13 protein-coding genes and 2 tRNA genes are annotated in these 17191 nt (G+C 34.4%); 6 read left to right on the top strand and 9 right to left on the bottom strand.

Features of this window, described 5'->3' with window-relative positions:
• Positions 1 to 10: 10 nt before the first annotated feature.
• The 3 genes from dcm to ACFO3N_RS00825 all read right to left on the bottom strand — a co-directional run bounded on the left by dcm (position 11) and on the right by ACFO3N_RS00825 (position 4032).
• The gene (dcm, locus tag ACFO3N_RS00835) at positions 11 to 1225 is read right to left on the bottom strand and encodes a DNA (cytosine-5-)-methyltransferase (protein WP_379794847.1); all 1215 of its coding nucleotides are present in this window, start codon (positions 1223 to 1225) and stop codon (positions 11 to 13) included.
• Positions 1222 to 1443 carry a helix-turn-helix domain-containing protein gene (locus ACFO3N_RS00830; protein WP_263523988.1) on the bottom strand — a complete coding sequence of 74 codons (222 nt, stop codon included), beginning with the start codon at positions 1441 to 1443 and terminating at the stop codon, positions 1222 to 1224. Before ACFO3N_RS00830 ends, dcm begins: the two co-directional genes overlap by 4 nt.
• Before the next feature lie 117 nt (positions 1444 to 1560).
• A complete protein-coding gene (locus ACFO3N_RS00825; protein ID WP_379794846.1) occupies positions 1561 to 4032 on the bottom strand; it encodes an AsmA family protein in 2472 nt (823 codons plus the stop codon).
• A 231-nt stretch (positions 4033 to 4263) separates the two neighbouring features.
• Between ACFO3N_RS00825 and trxA the strand changes: the two genes are divergently transcribed.
• Complete coding sequence (gene trxA / locus ACFO3N_RS00820) at positions 4264 to 4581, top strand: thioredoxin (protein ID WP_068844792.1); 318 nt, start codon at positions 4264 to 4266, stop codon at positions 4579 to 4581.
• 300 nt (positions 4582 to 4881) lie between these two features.
• Here trxA and ACFO3N_RS00815 read toward each other — a convergent pair whose 3' ends face one another.
• The 6 genes from ACFO3N_RS00815 to ACFO3N_RS00790 form a co-directional block, all read right to left on the bottom strand.
• The gene (locus ACFO3N_RS00815) at positions 4882 to 5832 is read right to left on the bottom strand and encodes a DUF4625 domain-containing protein (protein WP_379794845.1); all 951 of its coding nucleotides are present in this window, start codon (positions 5830 to 5832) and stop codon (positions 4882 to 4884) included.
• Positions 5833 to 5995: 163 nt separating this feature from the next.
• Complete coding sequence (locus tag ACFO3N_RS00810; RefSeq protein WP_379794844.1) at positions 5996 to 7219, bottom strand: hypothetical protein; 1224 nt, start codon at positions 7217 to 7219, stop codon at positions 5996 to 5998.
• A gap of 50 nt (positions 7220 to 7269) precedes the next feature.
• Complete coding sequence (locus tag ACFO3N_RS00805) at positions 7270 to 9477, bottom strand: TonB-dependent receptor (protein WP_379794843.1); 2208 nt, start codon at positions 9475 to 9477, stop codon at positions 7270 to 7272.
• 10 nt (positions 9478 to 9487) lie between these two features.
• Positions 9488 to 9958 carry a DUF4625 domain-containing protein gene (locus tag ACFO3N_RS00800; RefSeq protein ID WP_379794842.1) on the bottom strand — a complete coding sequence of 157 codons (471 nt, stop codon included), beginning with the start codon at positions 9956 to 9958 and terminating at the stop codon, positions 9488 to 9490.
• Positions 9955 to 10386 carry a DUF4625 domain-containing protein gene (locus ACFO3N_RS00795; protein WP_379794841.1) on the bottom strand — a complete coding sequence of 144 codons (432 nt, stop codon included), beginning with the start codon at positions 10384 to 10386 and terminating at the stop codon, positions 9955 to 9957. Before ACFO3N_RS00795 ends, ACFO3N_RS00800 begins: the two co-directional genes overlap by 4 nt.
• Before the next feature lie 484 nt (positions 10387 to 10870).
• Positions 10871 to 11221, bottom strand: a complete 351-nt coding sequence (locus tag ACFO3N_RS00790; protein ID WP_379794840.1) for a hypothetical protein — start codon at positions 11219 to 11221, stop codon at positions 10871 to 10873.
• Between the two features lie 154 nt (positions 11222 to 11375).
• On the opposite strand from ACFO3N_RS00790, the gene ACFO3N_RS00785 reads away from it, so the two are divergent.
• From ACFO3N_RS00785 to ACFO3N_RS00765, 5 genes are all read left to right on the top strand, one after another.
• On the top strand, positions 11376 to 13952 hold the full coding sequence (locus tag ACFO3N_RS00785) for a M1 family aminopeptidase (protein WP_379794839.1): 2577 nt from the start codon (positions 11376 to 11378) through the stop codon (positions 13950 to 13952).
• A complete protein-coding gene (locus ACFO3N_RS00780) occupies positions 13949 to 14875 on the top strand; it encodes a DUF58 domain-containing protein (RefSeq protein ID WP_248729114.1) in 927 nt (308 codons plus the stop codon). Before ACFO3N_RS00785 ends, ACFO3N_RS00780 begins: the two co-directional genes overlap by 4 nt.
• An 86-nt stretch (positions 14876 to 14961) precedes the next feature.
• Positions 14962 to 15035 (top strand) — tRNA-Asp (locus tag ACFO3N_RS00775).
• 683 nt (positions 15036 to 15718) lie between these two features.
• A tRNA-Asp gene (locus ACFO3N_RS00770) sits at positions 15719 to 15792 on the top strand.
• A 234-nt stretch (positions 15793 to 16026) separates the two neighbouring features.
• Positions 16027 to 16848 (top strand): helix-turn-helix transcriptional regulator, encoded by an 822-nt coding sequence (locus ACFO3N_RS00765; RefSeq protein ID WP_320495778.1) that lies wholly within the window; start codon positions 16027 to 16029, stop codon positions 16846 to 16848.
• Positions 16849 to 17191: the final 343 nt, after the last annotated feature.

Genomic DNA, 17191 nt, shown 5'->3' with positions numbered 1-17191 from the left:
AATTTAATTCTTAACTAGTTTTTCGTTTTTCAATTTCTGCGACTAAATTTTTTCCAACTGCTTGCATTAAAGGTGAAACAACAGAGTTTCCAAATTGTTTATATGCTTGATTGTCCGATACAGGTATTATGAAATTGTCAGGAAAACCTTGAAGTCTCGCACATTCTCTAGGAACTAATCTTCTTGGGTTTTTGCCTTTCTGAGGAATTAATATTTCTGCTCCATCTTTGTAATATCTAGCACTCATGGTTCTAGAAATTCCGTTTAAATCAGCTAAACCAAACCCGAAGCCATTTCCTTTGGCTTTGTGTTTTTTTGCATATTCCTGAAGATAATTCCATAGTTTGTCTGACAATGTGTATTTAGGGTCTACATTAGGTAAAAGAATATCTTTTAATGCAAATTTTGCCTCAGCCATTTCTGGGAATTTGAAATTCTCTTTTCCTTCAAAATATTCGTTATCAAAACCAACAATAATAATTCTTTCCCTATGTTGTGGGACAAAATACTTTCCATCTAAAACTTTATAGTAAATAGTGTAATTTAGTTCCTCTAAAGTTTTTTTAATGATTTTAAAAGTGTTTCCTTTATCGTGAGATACTAAATTTTTAACATTTTCTAACATAAAAGTTTTCGGTCTTTTATGTTTAAGAATTCTAGCAATATCAAAAAACAATGTTCCTTGAGTTTCGTCTAAAAAACCATGATTTCTGCCTAATGCATTCTTTTTTGAAACACCAGCAATCGAAAAAGGTTGGCATGGAAATCCTGCAAGTAAAACATCGTGATCAGGAATTTCCGTTTCATTAATTTGAGTTATATCTCCAAATGGTACTTTACCAAAATTTGCTTCATAAGTTTTTTTTGAATAAGTGTCCCATTCACTTGTAAATACACACTTACCTCCCAGATTTTGATAAGCAAGTCTTATTCCTCCAATACCAGCAAATAAATCGATAAATTTAAATTTAGGTTCTTCTGGAGAAGGAAAAGGGATGTCCCATTTTATGGGTAAATAATATTGGAAGTTTGGTTCTTCTAAAATATTTAATTTTTCATGTATCGTTGTAAGATATTCTTCAGCATCATTTTTGAAATATTCCGAAACACCATTTTTATGATTTTGTAGATAATGAGTAAATTTAGCTAAACCATTATCTGTTTTTTTGTCAACATCAATTTGAAGTTTTTGCCTGATTTCTGAATATTTTTTTACTTTCTTCATTTTTTAAAACCCTTATCATTAAAAAAAGCTCCAAAATCAGTATCAAGAGCTGTTATTATTTTTTCTATTATTTCTATGGAAACATTACGTTGACCTTTTTCGATATCTGAAATATAATTTCTATCAACGTTGGAAATATTGGCTAAATACTCGATTGAGTATCCTTTTTGTTCTCGAAGTTCTTTGACTTTGAATCCGAATTTTTCTTTGATATTCATAGTTTATAAAAGTAGTTTTGTGCGTACAATTGACCTGCTTACAATTGGCCTCAAAAATATTTAGTTTTCAACTTAATATCAACTATGAAATACGAAATTTTATTAATGATTTTTTTTCTACCCCTTATCCTTCTTCCCCCACTTAACCTTCATTTTTCCTTCATTATCATAAGCGATCAAATGCAGGACAATACCGCGCTCGCGAACGGCTTTTCGTTCTTCTTTGGTGGCGAGTTTGGCGTCGTTTTTAGAATTTCTTAGCGGGATGGTAAGGGCGAGATTGGTGCCTCGGCCGAAAGAGTAAATGCCATTTATGTCAAAATTTAAGACACTGGAACTTATGGTAAGTTTATTGACATCGATTTGTTCTCCGCGCAGATTAAGCGAACCCGACAAATCGCTGAAAGTAATATTCTCGACATCGCGAAACGGAAAAGCAAATTTGCCCACTTTCATAATTGGTTCAAAATTTAGTAATGCGCCTTGGTTGACATTAAAATCGAGTTTTCCTTTCATTGAATTGACAATCAAATCGCCTTTACTGCTCATTAAACCCGCAACATTCGCATTGCTGGTCAATCGTCCGCGAATGTTTTTTGGACTAAAAGATTTGATTCCGAAATTATTAAAAGACCTTAAAAAGCTCGCAATATCAACTCGGTTTACCTGTGCGTTTGAAGTAAAAACATACCGATTTCCGCTTGGTTCGACAGAACCGCTAAAGTTTATACTTCCGCCAGAAGTATTTAATGTTCCGTTTTTGAGCAGAATCTTAGAATTTAGCATCTGGATTGTGGCCTGAGTGTTGGTTGCGGTAAGTGATCCGTAGGTAATGTTATCGGCTTTGAGATTAATTACAGCCGTACATTTTTCTATTACAGATCGCAACTGATTCGTAAAATTGACATTCTTTTTCACTGGTTTTTTCTCTGCCACTTTTTGTTTTGGAGAATTTTGTAGAACGCCCAGAAACTGTTTCACATCAATATTTGGACAGTAAATATTCCAGTTTACGACCATTTTTTCGGGTGCGTCGTAATAGAGATTCAGGAAATTATCGATTTTTCCGTCAATGCGGATAATGTTCTTTTTGTGTTTGTAGGCTATTTTTTTAATGTAAAGCGCCTGTTGAGTAAACGACAATTGTACAGCCGTTTTTTCGGCGTGAATCTTCTTAGGAATATAATCGAATGTGGCATCAGCAATATCTACATCGCCTGTAAATTTGGGTTTATTGATGTACAAATCGACAATATCAAACTGAAATTTCAAATTGGCTTTGGCGTGACCGCTTTCAAAATGAAGAATTTTCTCGTTCATCATTCCGTTGAGTTTCGAAATGTCAAAATCGGAATTTACAACTCCTGTCGCAATCGGTTTTTCGAGATTGTTAATTACGGCTTGCGCAATTTTTAATGGAATGTTTTCGTATTCAGCTTTAAAATTGGTTAGAATAATGGCTGAATTTGGATCGCTGGATTCTTCTTTGGGTTTAAAAGTGTTAGTAAAAATTCCTTTGAAACTGCAATTGGTAAACAAACCGTCAGGAATACTCACTTCGTTATCGCGAATGTCTGCCTGCACCACAATTTTCGGATCGCCTTCTACATTCAAATCGCCTTTTATGTCGCAGTTTACCTTAATCGGTTTTTTGATGTCAAACTGATTAAGCTTCGAACTAATGTTTGACGATAATAAATTGGAAGCATTTCGCCATAAAATATCCGTTCCGATATTGATTCCGAAAAGCGAATTGTTTTTTCCGATATTAAAGAAAGCGATAATATCAAAAACGTCAGAACCAATTTTAAGTCCTTTGGTTTTAATATCTATTTTCTGATTGGCTTCGGCATACGAAATATCAAAATTACCTTCCAGAACTTTCTCCTTAGCAAAACTTCCGTGAACGGTATTAAAGGCTAGACTGTTAATTTTGGTTTTCAAATACAGATTGGTTTGCCAGCTGTCATCATCATAATTTACTTTGGATTTTAAACTTGCCACATCAAAATCAAATAGTTTGTGTCCCAGATGATTGTCAATAATTACACGAACATCGTTGAGGTTTACTTCGTCAATTGTCGTTTCGGGTCTTTTTTTATCGGTCTGCGTTTTTTTCTGTTTAGGTTTAAAAATATTGGCGTTAGAATAACCATTTTCGGCTTTATAAATATAAATATCGGCGTCGTTGATTAAGATTTTATGAATGTTGATTTCGTGCTGCAGTAAGCTCCAAATGTTCAAACGCGCTTCAATTTCTTTTGCTCTCAGCAAAGTATGTTTGTGGCTCTGCCATTGATTGTCTTTTATTTCGACATCATTTAGCGCCAATGTAAAATTCGGAAAACCAGTAAGAAACTTATAATGAAAATCTCTAATATGAAATTTACCATTTATGTTTTCGTTGATTTTAGTATTGACCTTAGCAATAATTTCGGCTTTATTGCGATTGAAGTATATAGACAAACCTCCGCAGGCCAGCAAAAGAATGGCAATTAAGCCCAAGATAAAATATCCAAAACGTTTGGCGTATTTTTTAAAAGAATCAGATTGCAGAAAGGATTTGGTTTTGGATATAGCTTCTTTCATAGTAGCCGAATTTTGGATGTATTAAAGATACTATAAAAAACTTTAACTTTTTATTGGTTTGATTTTCAGATAAATATATTGTAATTTTAAAGCTATGTGGCTTATAATTAATGATAATACATTTATAACGAAAACTAATTTAGTAATGGTGTTTGATTTATTTTAAATTTTTAAATTTGTACTGTAGTTTGAAAGTTAAATATTCAAACCTAATTTTAATCTTAATATATTATGGCATTAGCAATAACAGATGCTACTTTTGATGAAGTAGTTTTGAAATCAGATAAACCAGTAATGGTAGATTTTTGGGCAGCATGGTGTGGTCCTTGTAGAATGGTTGGTCCAATCATTGACCAATTAAGCGAAGAGTACGCTGGTAAAGTAGTTGTTGGTAAAGTAGATGTAGATGCTAACCAAGAATTTGCTGCAAAATATGGTGTGCGTAACATACCAACCGTTTTGGTGTTTCATAACGGTGAAGTAGTAGGAAAACAAGTAGGAGTAGCTCCGAAACAAACCTACGCAGATAGTTTAGACGCTTTATTGTAATCTTAGATTACGATTTATATTTGAAAAAAGGTTTGACAATAGTCAAACCTTTTTTCATTATTAGAAAAGCGAAATTCTAATATATGCTAATGAATTTTACATTAAAAATTAATATTAAAACGGTGTTAAACTACTACTTTCCTTGTCTTCTTAAATCTAACGGAAGTGAAGAAGAAATCTTTTGATCTTTTAATAAACTTAAAAAGAACTACATTACATATATTTTTCGTCTGTAAAATACTAAACACAGGAGATTATTATTTATAACAGCGGATCATTAATTGCTCAGCAAATCATAGTCTATTTCATTTGCACCGTAATTTCTCCGTAATGGAATAATGTCATATTGTAGGTGGTGTTGTGATATACAAAACCCACATAGTATTGTCCTGATTCCCATTTTTTTAAATTTTGAACGGGATTTGGTGTAGGAAAGTTTTTATCAGAAGTAGCTCCGATTTTAATTGCTGGCGAAAGTATCGTTAATGGGGTTGTAGTAAAGTTATACATATTTGAGCCAAACTCTGACTTTGACAGGTTTTTATGTTCCCAATAGTCAGCTACAATAGATTTTGAGAAATCTATAGAGGCTATTGTCTCCGGTTTGTGATTATGCTTTTTATTAATAATAAGACAATACATTTTTCCTTCTCCCTTTATTGAGGCAATGTTAACAATAGGGGATAGAAATTCATTTTCCTGTATATTTTCTTCTGATTTGTAAGATTCGTTATCATAAATATTACGCTGTGAATACAATGTTCTGATATGCTTAAAATCTGAGTCAACGGCCTCTATTCCGAATTCAAATTTTAAATCAATAGGAAGATTTTCCGGAGCATATATATTTAGTGTTCTTTTTTCTTCAAGTTGGGTTCCATTCGTGTCGGTAACGATAATAATAAAGTTATATTTTCCTTCTACAGCATTTGCTGGAATATTAAAATGCTTATGAACAACAGCATTTTTAGCGCCTGCGTATTGCTCCCAAATGATTTGATGCGACCATACTTTAGAATATGTTTCAGTATTGATCTGATCTATTTTTATCTTAACATCTTTTATCTTTTCTCCAGCGGTAATTTCAGCATTAAAATGAAAATCCTGATTTATAACGCCGATTTCATTATTCCCTAGGCCAAGTTCAACTTTATCGATTGTTGGTTTTTGGGCTAGCTGTTCGTCATCATTACAGGCTAGAAAGGGAAGTATGCATAGGAAAAACAAGAGTCTAAATTGTTTTGTTTTCATAAATTATGATTTGGTAATTGTCTGGGTTATTTATTTTGATCTGTTATATTCTTTATTGTTGTACTGAGAATTAGTTCTGAAGATGAGCTTGCGATTGTAGTTACTTTTATTTACTAGTCCTGAAAAATCGAGAGAGATTTTTTAGGACTAGTTAAATAGTATTTTAGTGATTATGAGTTTCGCTGTTTTCGTAACCCAAAACCGTAATCATATATGGCGTGCTTGAAACCTTAGTCTTTTTGATTGCCAATGTAGAAAGATTTACTTGTACTAATTCTCCAGTTGTTGGCGACGTGATATAAGCAAAACGGTCTGTAACTGCCATTTGAGGCTTTAATGTTGCGTCTGTAGCCGTTTCTGAAGTTGCTTTAGTTTCTTTTATCGCTTGTAAACTGCTGATATCATAAAGTTTAAATTCTCCTGAATGCAATAAAACAGCCAGTTTTTTATGGTCGTAACTTGTTTTGCACTGCATAATAGTTGTGTTCGCAATAATTGGTTTTACAGTATTAGCCACAACATCAATTAAATAAGCGCCTTTTGCAGCTGTATACCCAATGAATTTTCCTGCCGAAGCTGTTTCTAAAATACTTCCAAACCAAGCTGTGCCAAAATCTGCTGGATGATCGATTAGTTTTTGGTTTCCGTTACTTTCTACAACCAAAATTCCACTTGACGAACCAAAAACAGCATAAACACCGTCTGAAGCATTTCCGTGAATTCCTTTTGTTTGAATTTTAGCATCAAAAAGCGTTTTTCCAGTGTTGTCGATAATTTTTACTTTTTCTGGAAGCGTTCCCGTAACCGAATTATCTTTTACCGTAATCGCATAAGTTCCGTTTGTAAAAGTCGCCATTGCACCGTGATGCGCCAATAAACCTGCGTTTATCGTTTTGAAAGTTGAACCAGCTTTGTTTACATCAGCTTCTTTACCAACAGAAAGCGTTCCGTCGCCGTCGTTAAAAGTCAGGATTTCTCCAATTTTACTTTTAAAATGCGTTGGTTTTAATGCGCTTGTCGCTAAAATTCCAAATTTAGGAACATCATCTACATCAATATGATCGCCGTGTAATTCCAATCCGCTATCGAAAGTTTCTACAAAATTATTATCTCTGTGAACAATTCCTGCATATCGTCCAGATTCTGTTGTGTACAAAGAGGCTTTAGCAAATTTTGCCGTAAAAGAACTGATTTTATCTTCATGCGGATCAAAAAGCGTTAACTCCGTAGTTTTTTCGTCAGAAAGTAAAACTCTAACAAATGTATGTTCTTTAGAAGTATCGTGATCATGATCATGATCGTCGTGGTTGTCATCGTCGTTGCTGCACGAAACCGCAAAAAGCGATAAAGCAAATAAAAATAGTAGTTTGTAAAACTTGTTTTTCATTGTAATAAAGGATTTAAAATTTGTAAATAATTGAGTTTTGAATGGTTTGCTTATCGCGAAAACAAAAACGGAATCTTCATAGAAACAATAATGTTTCGTCCCGCTTCTGGAAGTTCGATAAGGCGGTAAAAGCTGGTGTGATTTAAATATCTCGTATTAAATAAATTCTGGATCTGAATATTGAGGCTGATATCCTGTTTTCCTGTTTTAATTTTTGAACCAAAAGCCAGATTAAAAACATGACTTTCTGCCGTTTTTTTCTCAGGCGGAACAATGTTGTTTTGCTGCGCCGTAAAACGATAATCAACAGAAAAGTAAGATTCTTTTAAAAAGGTAATTTGAGGTTCGTAATTCAATCCCAACAAGACAGAAGGTGGCGGAGAAAACGGAAGCGTATAGCCTTTTTTACTGCCCGATTTTTGTTCGGAATAAAGATATTCGGCACCAATTTCTGCACTTAAAGATTTTAAGAAATAATAACGGGTTTGGAATTCCGCACCGTAACGAAAGACTTTGCTTTGTTCATATTCAAAAACCTGATTTCCTGCGCCATAATAAATATCATGAGCGGAAGTTGGATTCAGATAAATGAAATTTGGAAAATAGTTCACAAACGGAGTCAATTGAAAAGACCAGTTTTGCTGATTCCATTCCATTCCCAAATCCAATTGATACGAACGTTCTGCGTCCAGATTCGGATTCCCTTTTTCGAATCGGAAATAATGATAATTTACACCGTTTGAAGCCAGTTCTTTGGCAATCGGCATTCTAAAACTCGAACCCAAATTGGCTTTCAGCGAGAGTTTTCCAGGATTGTAATTTGCACCAATCGACCATGTAAAACTGTCAAAGGTTTTGGTCAAATCTTGAGAACGCTGTAAATATTCCAATTCCGTTTGATTGTTTTCAGAAACTGGACTTTGAAACCAATCGTAATACGATTTCATTTTAATTTTTCCGTAATCGTAACGAACAGCGCCGTTTAAAAACCATTTTTCGTTCAGTTCAATTTTATCGTAAGCAAATAAGCCAGCGTTAAATTGTGTGAAAGCAGGAATAAGGAAACTCCATCCGCCGATTTCATTTTGCTGAAAAGCTACATTAGAACCAACCGTAATTTGATGATTTTGAATTCTAAATTCGTCTTTAGCAGAAAACGACCAAACATCTTTATTATATTGGCGTTCCAAATCTTGTGGAGCGTACATATCTTCCGGATAAATCGGTGGCATATAACCGTGATTGACATAATGGCTATATTCTCTTCTAAAGTTATTCTGAAAACCAATCTGCGTCTCAAAAGCATGATTTCCCAACTGAAAAGAAGTCGTATTGCTAACCTTCAAATGATTGACTTGCTGATACGGCATCAAAATATCACGGCTCGATTTATCGTGTAATTCCAGATCTACATTTCGAGGTTCGAGTCCGTGCGCATTCGCAAAAAATCCGCTTTTGGTATGCACATTGCTGAAATAGAAAACCGATTTAAAATGTTCTCCCGAATAACCCGAACTCAAATGAAAATCGAGTTCTCGTCCTGCCGTATTTCGTAAATGATTTTTGTATAATGGAACAGCATAACTATACACATGAACCACATCTGTCGGAACGCGATAATCGCCATAATCCATTGTGGTTATGCGAGAATCAAAGAACCAATTTTCGTTTCTTCCAAATAAATTAACAGAGCTTCCAAATTGTGCATTATTGCTTTTTCCGGTAAGATCAACACTTCCGCCAAAAGTATTTTGAGATGGAAGTGGCAATGGTTTAATATTGACCGCACCGCCCACAGCATCAGATCCGTAGATAAACGAAGAAGGGCCTTTTATAATTTCTACCCGATTTACAGCATATTGATCGATTTCCAAACCGTGGTCTGCGCCCCATTGTTGGCCTTCGTGTTTCAAGCCGTTCTCCACCACAATAACCTGATTGAAACTCAAACCACGAATTAGCGGTTTAGAACCTCCAGAACCAATCGAAATAGTTTTAACGCCAGGCAATTTCTGTAAAGATTGCATCAAACTTCCGCCAAGGTTACGTTGAATGAAACTATTGTTTACCGTTTCAACATTAAGCGATTCTTCTTTTTTGCGTTGTTCAATAGAATTTCCGTTAACTAAAACTTCGTTAAGTTCTTTGATTTCTGGTTTTTTATCTGAAGGTTGATTTTGAGAAACAGCTTCCGCCGCAATCAATAAACTGAGGAGTAAGAAACAATATTTCCAATACATGGATAGGGCATTCTTCATTAATCTGATCTTATAAAATTTTAATACTTAAACCTTTCAGCGTTTGCCAGCCTTCTTTATCCGTCAAGCGAATCATAAAATGATAATCTCCAGGATCAATATCGGCTGGAATGGTAATTTGTGTCGTCGCTTCGTAGCTTTTCACCCCGTTCGGAATGGTGTAATTATTGATGAAAAGCATTGGTTTTACAGGCTTTTTTACCGCTTCCATCTCACATGTTGCCACTTCTGTACTATGCGTATGATGATCGAAATTGTGATGAATATCGAGGCTGTAAGAACCAAGCGCGACATTATCATTAAAAATGGCTTTAAAAGTGATAGTTTGACCACGCTCGATTGTACTGCATTGAATCGGAAAAGCATTTGCTCCAGTAATATCAATTACAGGATATTCGGTATCGATTTCTGCGTTATCGCTTGAGCAGGAAGAAATGAAGGCAAGAGCAAAAAAGCCTAATAGGAATTTTAATTTTTTCATATTTTTTGATTTATAATGGTTAGGTTTTTCTTCACTTCTAGCTTACTTCCATTTTGATCGTTTACGATAATGATGAAGTCGTATTTGCCTTCTGCGGCATCTTCTGGAATATCAAAGTGCTTGTGAACTGTAGCATTTTTTGAGTCCGCATATTGCGTCCATGTAATTTCATGTGACCATATTTTAGAATACGTTTCGGTGCTTTTTTGTACAATCTTAACTTGCACATTTTTGATTTTATCAGCAGCTGTCACTTCTGCATTAAAATGGAAATCCTGACCAATAGTTGCTGTTTCGTTATTGCCAAGACCAAGTTCGATTTTATCAATGGTGGGAATTGCCTGTTCTTTTTCGGAATCGTCATTGCTACAGCTTGTAAAAGCAATTGCAGCAAAGAGAGAAGCCAAAATGAGTTTTGTTGTTTTCATTTTTTCTGATTTGATTTTGATCATTTTATAAAGGGTATTTGGGTTACAAAAAGGGCATAGCGATTTCAATATTCCAGTCCCATTGTGACAGAATGCTGGTAGAAAATTGGATATTTGGCTAAGTCCCGGAGGGACGAAATATTTATAGAAAAAAGATTTACGACCTAAGAAAAAGCCTCAGAGAAGCGACATATTTCTTTTCTCTAGTTAAAACAGCATAGCCGCAACTAAAAACCTAAATTGGGATTTAGTTCGAATGCAGTAAATCGATAAAAATTGGAAAGTGTTTTTTTGTGTAGAAAAAGCTATTTCAATGTCAATATCAATATCAATATCAATATCAATATCAATATCAATATCAATATCAATATGTTGTATTAAATGCTTAAAATGAGTAAAATAGCCTTTGAATGTTTTAAGATTTTGAAATAATAAAAACAATTAAATAGCCGAATTGCAAAACAATCGGGAACACAAAAAAACACTAAAGTGTAAAAGGCGGGGCTCGAAGTGAGAAAAGAGCACCCTTAAAAAATGTAAAATGCGGTTTGCTGTAAAAACTAAGGTGTCTTACAGCAGAATTATTTTTGAAAAACTGAAAAACAGTAAATTCAAAAGTACCAACAGCACTGAATTTAAAATCACAAATCGAACATTTGTGAAATGAATGAAGTTTGGCTTTAAATTGCGGTTTTTCAGAAACAGAAAACTCTAATTTCTCTTTGCAATTATGAGTGTCTAAAATATGTTCGTACGAATGGACAACCGGAAAAAGTATTGCAAACAATACAATTAAAGGCATTAAAAGATTAATAAGTTTAAGTTTCTTTTTCATTCGTTGAGATTATTTCCGACTCATTTAAAGTCAGAATTAATGCAATAGTGTTGCAAATATAGAAATCTTATTTTTAAATGCAATGTTGTTGCAGTAATTGTTTGCGAAAAATCAATGCTTTTGCTAATTTTAGCAAATCTTATATTCCTTAAAAATGAAAATTTTCTACAGCTTCCTTTGTTTTTTTATCTTGATTTTCAATAGTTTTTCGCAGTCAAAAGAAATGCAGGTTTATCTTTTGGATAAAGGTGTTTCAGAGTCATTGGCTAATTATAGAAAACAGGAAATCTCAGATGTCACTTACGGACTTTCATTTGAAATTCCGAATAAAAAAGAAGAACAAATTAAAGCCAATTTGGTTTTAGGAGTAACTTTGCCAAATCATCCTTATCGTTATGTTTATTTAGATTTTAAAGAGAAAACGGAAAACATACAAGCAATTGAAGTCAATGGAAAAAAGGTTTCAATTGTGCACGAAAATGGCCATATTGTGATTGATTCTTCGGCTTTAGTTTCAGGAAAAAATAGCATTTCAATTTCTTTTATTGCAGGTAATTTATCATTAAATAGAAATGATGATTTTCTATACACTTTATTAGTTCCAGATCGCGCAAGTACATTGTTCCCGTGTTTCGATCAGCCAGACATAAAAGCTACTTATAAACTAAGTCTTTCTGTGCCCAAAGAATGGTCAGTTTTGGCTGGAGCCCATGTAAAAGAAAAAACCGAAAAGGGAGATTTTACACTGTACACTTTTGCAGAATCCGATAAAATGAGTACGTATTTATTTTCTTTCGTTGCCGGAAAATTCAAAAGCGCGACGCAAAAACCAGGTTTAGAAATGACAATGTTGTATCGTGAAAATAGTCCGGAGAAATTTCGCGTAAGCGTTGATACTATCTTCAATTTGCATCAACAATCTTTAGATTTTTTAGAAAAATATACCCATTATAAATTTCCATTTCAAAAATTAGATTTTGCTTCTATTCCAGTTTTTCAATATGGTGGAATGGAGCATGTTGGTGCGATTCAATACAGAGAATCGACTTTGTTTTTGGATAACAGCGCAACCGACAGTGAGAAATTAAACCGCGCAAAACTCATTGCTCACGAAACCTCACACATGTGGTTTGGCGATTTGGTTACCATGAAATGGTTTGACGATGTTTGGATGAAAGAGGTTTTTGCCAACTTTATGGCCGATAAAATCATGAATCCGATTTTTCCGAAAGTCAATCATAATCTGCAGTTTTTCACGGCGCATTATCCTAGCGCTTTCGCGGAAGATCGATCTTTAGGAACACATCCTATCAAACAGCATTTGGCGAATTTAAAAGATGCGGGTTCACTATATGGAGCCATTATTTACAACAAAGCACCAATTATGATGCGTCAGTTAGAGGCTTCGATGGGAAAGGAAGCGTTCCAAAAAGGAATCGAAAAATACATTCAGAAATATGCCAACGACAATGCCGATTGGAATAATCTCGTAGAACTTCTCGATGCCGAAACTCCATTAGATATGAAAAAATGGAGCGATGTCTGGGTAAATAAATCGGGGAGAGCCATTTTTACGGATCAAATCGAATATGATGCTAAAAACCGAATCAAAAGTTTTGAAATTCAACAACAAGCCGAGGATAAATCAGAGAATATCTGGCCTCAGGTTTTTCAGATTGGTTTAGTTTATGCTAAAGAAGTAAAGGTTTTATCGGTTAATATTAATGATAAAAATACCGTTATAAAAGAAGCTATCGGACTTGAAAAACCGCTTGCTGTGGTTTACAATTATAATGGTTTTGGATACGGCGTTTTTCCGCTTGACGGGAATAATTTAAATTATATCGCTGATTTAAAAGATGAAATGGCTAGAGCTTCGAGTTACAGTAATCTATATGAGAATACTTTGATTGGCAATGTTTCGCCAGAAAAAGCTTTTGATTGTTTTTTAAAGGGAATTCAAACAGAACAAAACGAATTGGTTTTGAGAATTGTTTCAGGAAATTTAAATACGATTTACTGGAGATTATTGACAGAAAAACAGCAAAGTAAAGTTCAGAAACAGCTTGAAGGTGTTTTATACGAGCGTTTACAGGCCAATTTATCTGCGAATATCAAAAAGACTTTATTCGGATTATTTAGCTCAATTGCCTATTCTGATTCGGCGAAAGCCAGTTTGTATAAAGTTTGGAACAGAGAAATCTCGATTCCGAATTTGAAATTAAACGAAGACGATTATACCAATATGGCGATGAATCTGGCGATTTTCAAGCATCCAAAAGCAGATGAGATTTTGGAGAAAACCAGAACATCTTTTACAAATCCGGATAAACAAAAGCGTTTTGAGTTTTTACTTCCATCTTTATCCAAAGACGAATCGGCTCAGAATGCTTTTGTGGAATCTTTAAAAGACGATGCAAACCGTGAGAAAGAATCTTGGGTTTCGGTTGGTTTGGCAAATGTAAATCATCCGCTTCGTCAAGAAAGTGCACAGAAATATATTAGATTTTCATTAGATTTGGTTGATGAAATCCAGCGGACGGGAGATATTTTCTTTCCGAAAGATTGGCTCGATAATACCGTTGGAAAATATTCGTCGAAATATGCTTTTGATGAAGTACAGCGATTCTTAAAAGAAAACCCTAATTTTAGTCCGATCTTGAAGCGTAAATTGTTTCAGGCGACAGATTTGCTTTATAAAGCACAAAATATTAAAAAAGAAACCGAATGAAAATCGAATCGGAAATAGAGAAAGTCTCCAGTTTTCAGCATCTCGAAATGCTGGCCAATCAGGTTGTGGAAGGTTTTATATCGGGAATGCACAAGAGTCCGTTTCATGGATTTTCGGCCGAATTTGCTGAGCATAAAGTTTATAACGCAGGCGAAAGCACCAAACATATCGACTGGAAATTGTTTGCCAAAACGGATCGTTTGTACACGAAACGTTTTGAGGAAGAAACCAATTTACGTTGTCATCTTATTGTAGATAATTCGTCATCAATGCATTATCCTGAACTCAAATCGAATCAGCCTTTTTATGAAAAGAAAATCGGATTTGCAGTTTTAGCTTCGGCGGTCTTGATGAATATTCTAAAGAAACAGCGCGATGCCGTTGGGTTAAGCGTTTTCTCGGATAAATACGAATATTATGCACCAGAAAAAGGAAGTGATCGTCACCATAGAATGCTTTTGAACAAACTGGAAGAATTATTGGTTCAGCCAAAAGTCAAAAAAACGACCGATACAATAACATATCTGCATCAGATTGCAGAGAAAATGCATCGCCGTTCGATGATTATTTTGTTTACAGATATGTTTCAGACTGAAGATGATGAAAAGCTTTTTAACGCTTTACAGCATCTTAAACACAACAAACACAAAGTGGTTTTATTTCATGTAGTTGATAATGAAACCGAATTGAAATTTGATTTTGATAACACGCCAAGAAAGTTTATTGACTTAGAATCAGGCGAAGAGGTTTCGATTTTTGCTGACAACGTAAAAGAAGAATATGAAAAAAGGGTAGAGGCCTACTTTAAAAACTTGGCTTTAACCTGTGCGAAGAACCAAATTAAGTACGTTCCAGTAAATGTTGGCGATAATTTTGAAAAAATATTGACTACATATTTGGTTGAAAAACAAAACTTTGGATAAAGATTTGAAAATTTATTTCATTTTTTTTACAAAAACACTTGCAGAAATGAAATTCTGTACTATCTTTGCAACCGCAATAACGCAGAGGTTTGGTAGTTCAGTTGGTTAGAATACATGCCTGTCACGCATGGGGTCGCGGGTTCGAGTCCCGTCCAGACCGCAATATTGGGGAAGCCTTTCTTAACAGAAAGGCTTTTTTGCCCAAATACGGTATCTAAGATTAGTTGTGTTGTTTTGCTACGACTTTGTAACTCGTAGCTGGTTTAGTAGTTAGACCAATGAAAAGCTTTCCACTTTTGTGGATGGCTTTTTTGATTTAAAACACTTTTGGTTTTTTGTTTTTACCGCAAAGAGCGCAAAGGTTTACGCAAAGAACACAAAGATATTTTCTAAAGAATGCAAAGTTCGCAAAGTTTTCAATTTAGAAAGTTTTGCGATTTTTTTTTGCTTAATTCTGATTTTAACGTAACAGTTTGTCATTTCGAGGAACGAGAAATCTCCGCAAGTAACTCTATAAAGATTTTCCATTCATTATCTAAAATATAGCCCGTGGTTTCAACCACGGCAACACAATGTATATAAATACGTCTCCAGTGGTTTCAACCACGGGCTATGTTTAAAAATGAGTGTTTGAAACCACAGGTTATGTGAATGAAAAACTGCGGACTTTGCGTAAATCTTAGCGCTCTTAGCGGTTAAGTAAAAGAAAATTCTTGCTTTTTGATTAAAACTTGAATTTTTAAAATATTGGAATTTAGCTAATTAAAAATTTCTTAAATTTTATTTGAAAAAACGCTTGCAGAAACGAAATTCTGTTGTATTTTTGCACCCACAATAACGCAGGGTTTGGTAGTTCAGTTGGTTAGAATACATGCCTGTCACGCATGGGGTCGCGGGTTCGAGTCCCGTCCAGACCGCCTAAGTTTGTAAAAAGCTTCTCTTAATGAGAAGCTTTTTTGTTTTTATACAGTTTATGAAATTTAACCGCAAAGAGCGCAAAGGTTTACGCAAAGCACCCAAGGTTTTTTTAACGAGATTTATAGTAGTTCGCAAAGCTATATGATATAGCTTTGCGAACTTTGCGTTTGTAAACGTAATCTTAGAAGAAATCTTAGCGCTCTTTGCGGTTAAAATTCTATTATCTTTATAATATGGAACAATCCCCTTTTAAAGTAGACAAATATTACATCAAGAGAGTAGATGCCGATAAGAAAAGCATTTACTGTCATCATGATATAATGGGCGAATTACTGGTTCCTACACATAAACACAACAAAGCTCAGATGCTGTATGCAGAAGGCGATGTGGTTTTTGTGACAACTGAAACGAAATCATATTTTTTGCCTGCAAGACATTTTATTTGGATTCCCGCGGGAGTAGAGCATAGTATCGAGCCGAAGTCGGAACATGTGATGATGCGAAATTTGTATTTTCCGGTTGAAAAAGATGAGGATGATTTCTATAAAAGCGAAGGTATTTATCCAGTGAATAATCTACTGCTTCAAATGATGATGTTTACCAATCAGTGGAATGGTGATTTAAAAAAAGGAAGTCCGAGTTTTGTGATTGCAAAAGCCATAAAAGCGATTCTTCCGCAGATATGTCATACGAATTTGCCTTTAGAACTTCCTCAGCCTAAAGATAAACGATTAGGAAAAATTCTTCGACATATCGAAAATAATTTGGGAGAAACGATTCTTTTTGCCGATGTGGCGCATGAATTTGGGTTTAGCGAACGCTCTTTGTATCGCTTATTTCAAAAAGATCTCAAGATGTCTTTTATTCAATATTATACCATTCGAAGAATTCTTAAAGCAATCGAACTTTTGTTAGAAAGAAAACTTTCGGTAAAAGAGGTAGCTCTAGAAGTTGGTTATAATAGTGTTCCGACCTTTAGTAATACTTTTTTTAAGATTTTAGGACAAAGACCTTCTGATTACTTAAACGGAGAGGAAATTTTGGAAAAGAACTAAATAGTTTTTGTTTCACGCAGATTTTAATAGATTTTAGCTGATTTTGCAGATTCTTTTTTGTTCCATGCGTAAAAAAAATCTCTCGCAGATTCCGCAGATTTGAGAGATTTTTTTAAATGCTTTATAATCTGCACAATCTGCCAAATCTGCGAGAACAAAAAATAAAAATCTGCGCCTTCTGCTCAAATCTATTAAAATCTGCGTGAAATAGCACAATCCAAACCTATTTTTGTAACAAATTGTTTTTCAGTTTTTTAATATAACGTTTTCGGGAAATGGAGTTTTAACATTTGTCCGAAATGAATATGTTATTGACTTTTTATAATCATCCGCCAAGCAAAAA

This window comes from Flavobacterium chungangensis (assembly GCF_042654045.1).
Classification (GTDB): domain Bacteria; phylum Bacteroidota; class Bacteroidia; order Flavobacteriales; family Flavobacteriaceae; genus Flavobacterium; species Flavobacterium chungangensis.
This window is presented reverse-complemented; position numbering and strand designations above follow the sequence as displayed.

What these genes read in the sequence shown, in the direction of transcription:
- dcm (WP_379794847.1), bottom strand. Translation starts at nt 1,225, where the DNA reads ATGAAGAAAGTAAAAAAATATTCAGAAATCAGGCAAAAACTTCAAATT.
- ACFO3N_RS00830 (WP_263523988.1), bottom strand. Translation starts at nt 1,443, where the DNA reads ATGAATATCAAAGAAAAATTCGGATTCAAAGTCAAAGAACTTCGAGAA.
- ACFO3N_RS00825 (WP_379794846.1), bottom strand. Translation starts at nt 4,032, where the DNA reads ATGAAAGAAGCTATATCCAAAACCAAATCCTTTCTGCAATCTGATTCT.
- trxA (WP_068844792.1), top strand. Translation starts at nt 4,264, where the DNA reads ATGGCATTAGCAATAACAGATGCTACTTTTGATGAAGTAGTTTTGAAA.
- ACFO3N_RS00815 (WP_379794845.1), bottom strand. Translation starts at nt 5,832, where the DNA reads ATGAAAACAAAACAATTTAGACTCTTGTTTTTCCTATGCATACTTCCC.
- ACFO3N_RS00810 (WP_379794844.1), bottom strand. Translation starts at nt 7,219, where the DNA reads ATGAAAAACAAGTTTTACAAACTACTATTTTTATTTGCTTTATCGCTT.
- ACFO3N_RS00805 (WP_379794843.1), bottom strand. Translation starts at nt 9,477, where the DNA reads ATGAAGAATGCCCTATCCATGTATTGGAAATATTGTTTCTTACTCCTC.
- ACFO3N_RS00800 (WP_379794842.1), bottom strand. Translation starts at nt 9,958, where the DNA reads ATGAAAAAATTAAAATTCCTATTAGGCTTTTTTGCTCTTGCCTTCATT.
- ACFO3N_RS00795 (WP_379794841.1), bottom strand. Translation starts at nt 10,386, where the DNA reads ATGAAAACAACAAAACTCATTTTGGCTTCTCTCTTTGCTGCAATTGCT.
- ACFO3N_RS00790 (WP_379794840.1), bottom strand. Translation starts at nt 11,221, where the DNA reads ATGAAAAAGAAACTTAAACTTATTAATCTTTTAATGCCTTTAATTGTA.
- ACFO3N_RS00785 (WP_379794839.1), top strand. Translation starts at nt 11,376, where the DNA reads ATGAAAATTTTCTACAGCTTCCTTTGTTTTTTTATCTTGATTTTCAAT.
- ACFO3N_RS00780 (WP_248729114.1), top strand. Translation starts at nt 13,949, where the DNA reads ATGAAAATCGAATCGGAAATAGAGAAAGTCTCCAGTTTTCAGCATCTC.
- ACFO3N_RS00765 (WP_320495778.1), top strand. Translation starts at nt 16,027, where the DNA reads ATGGAACAATCCCCTTTTAAAGTAGACAAATATTACATCAAGAGAGTA.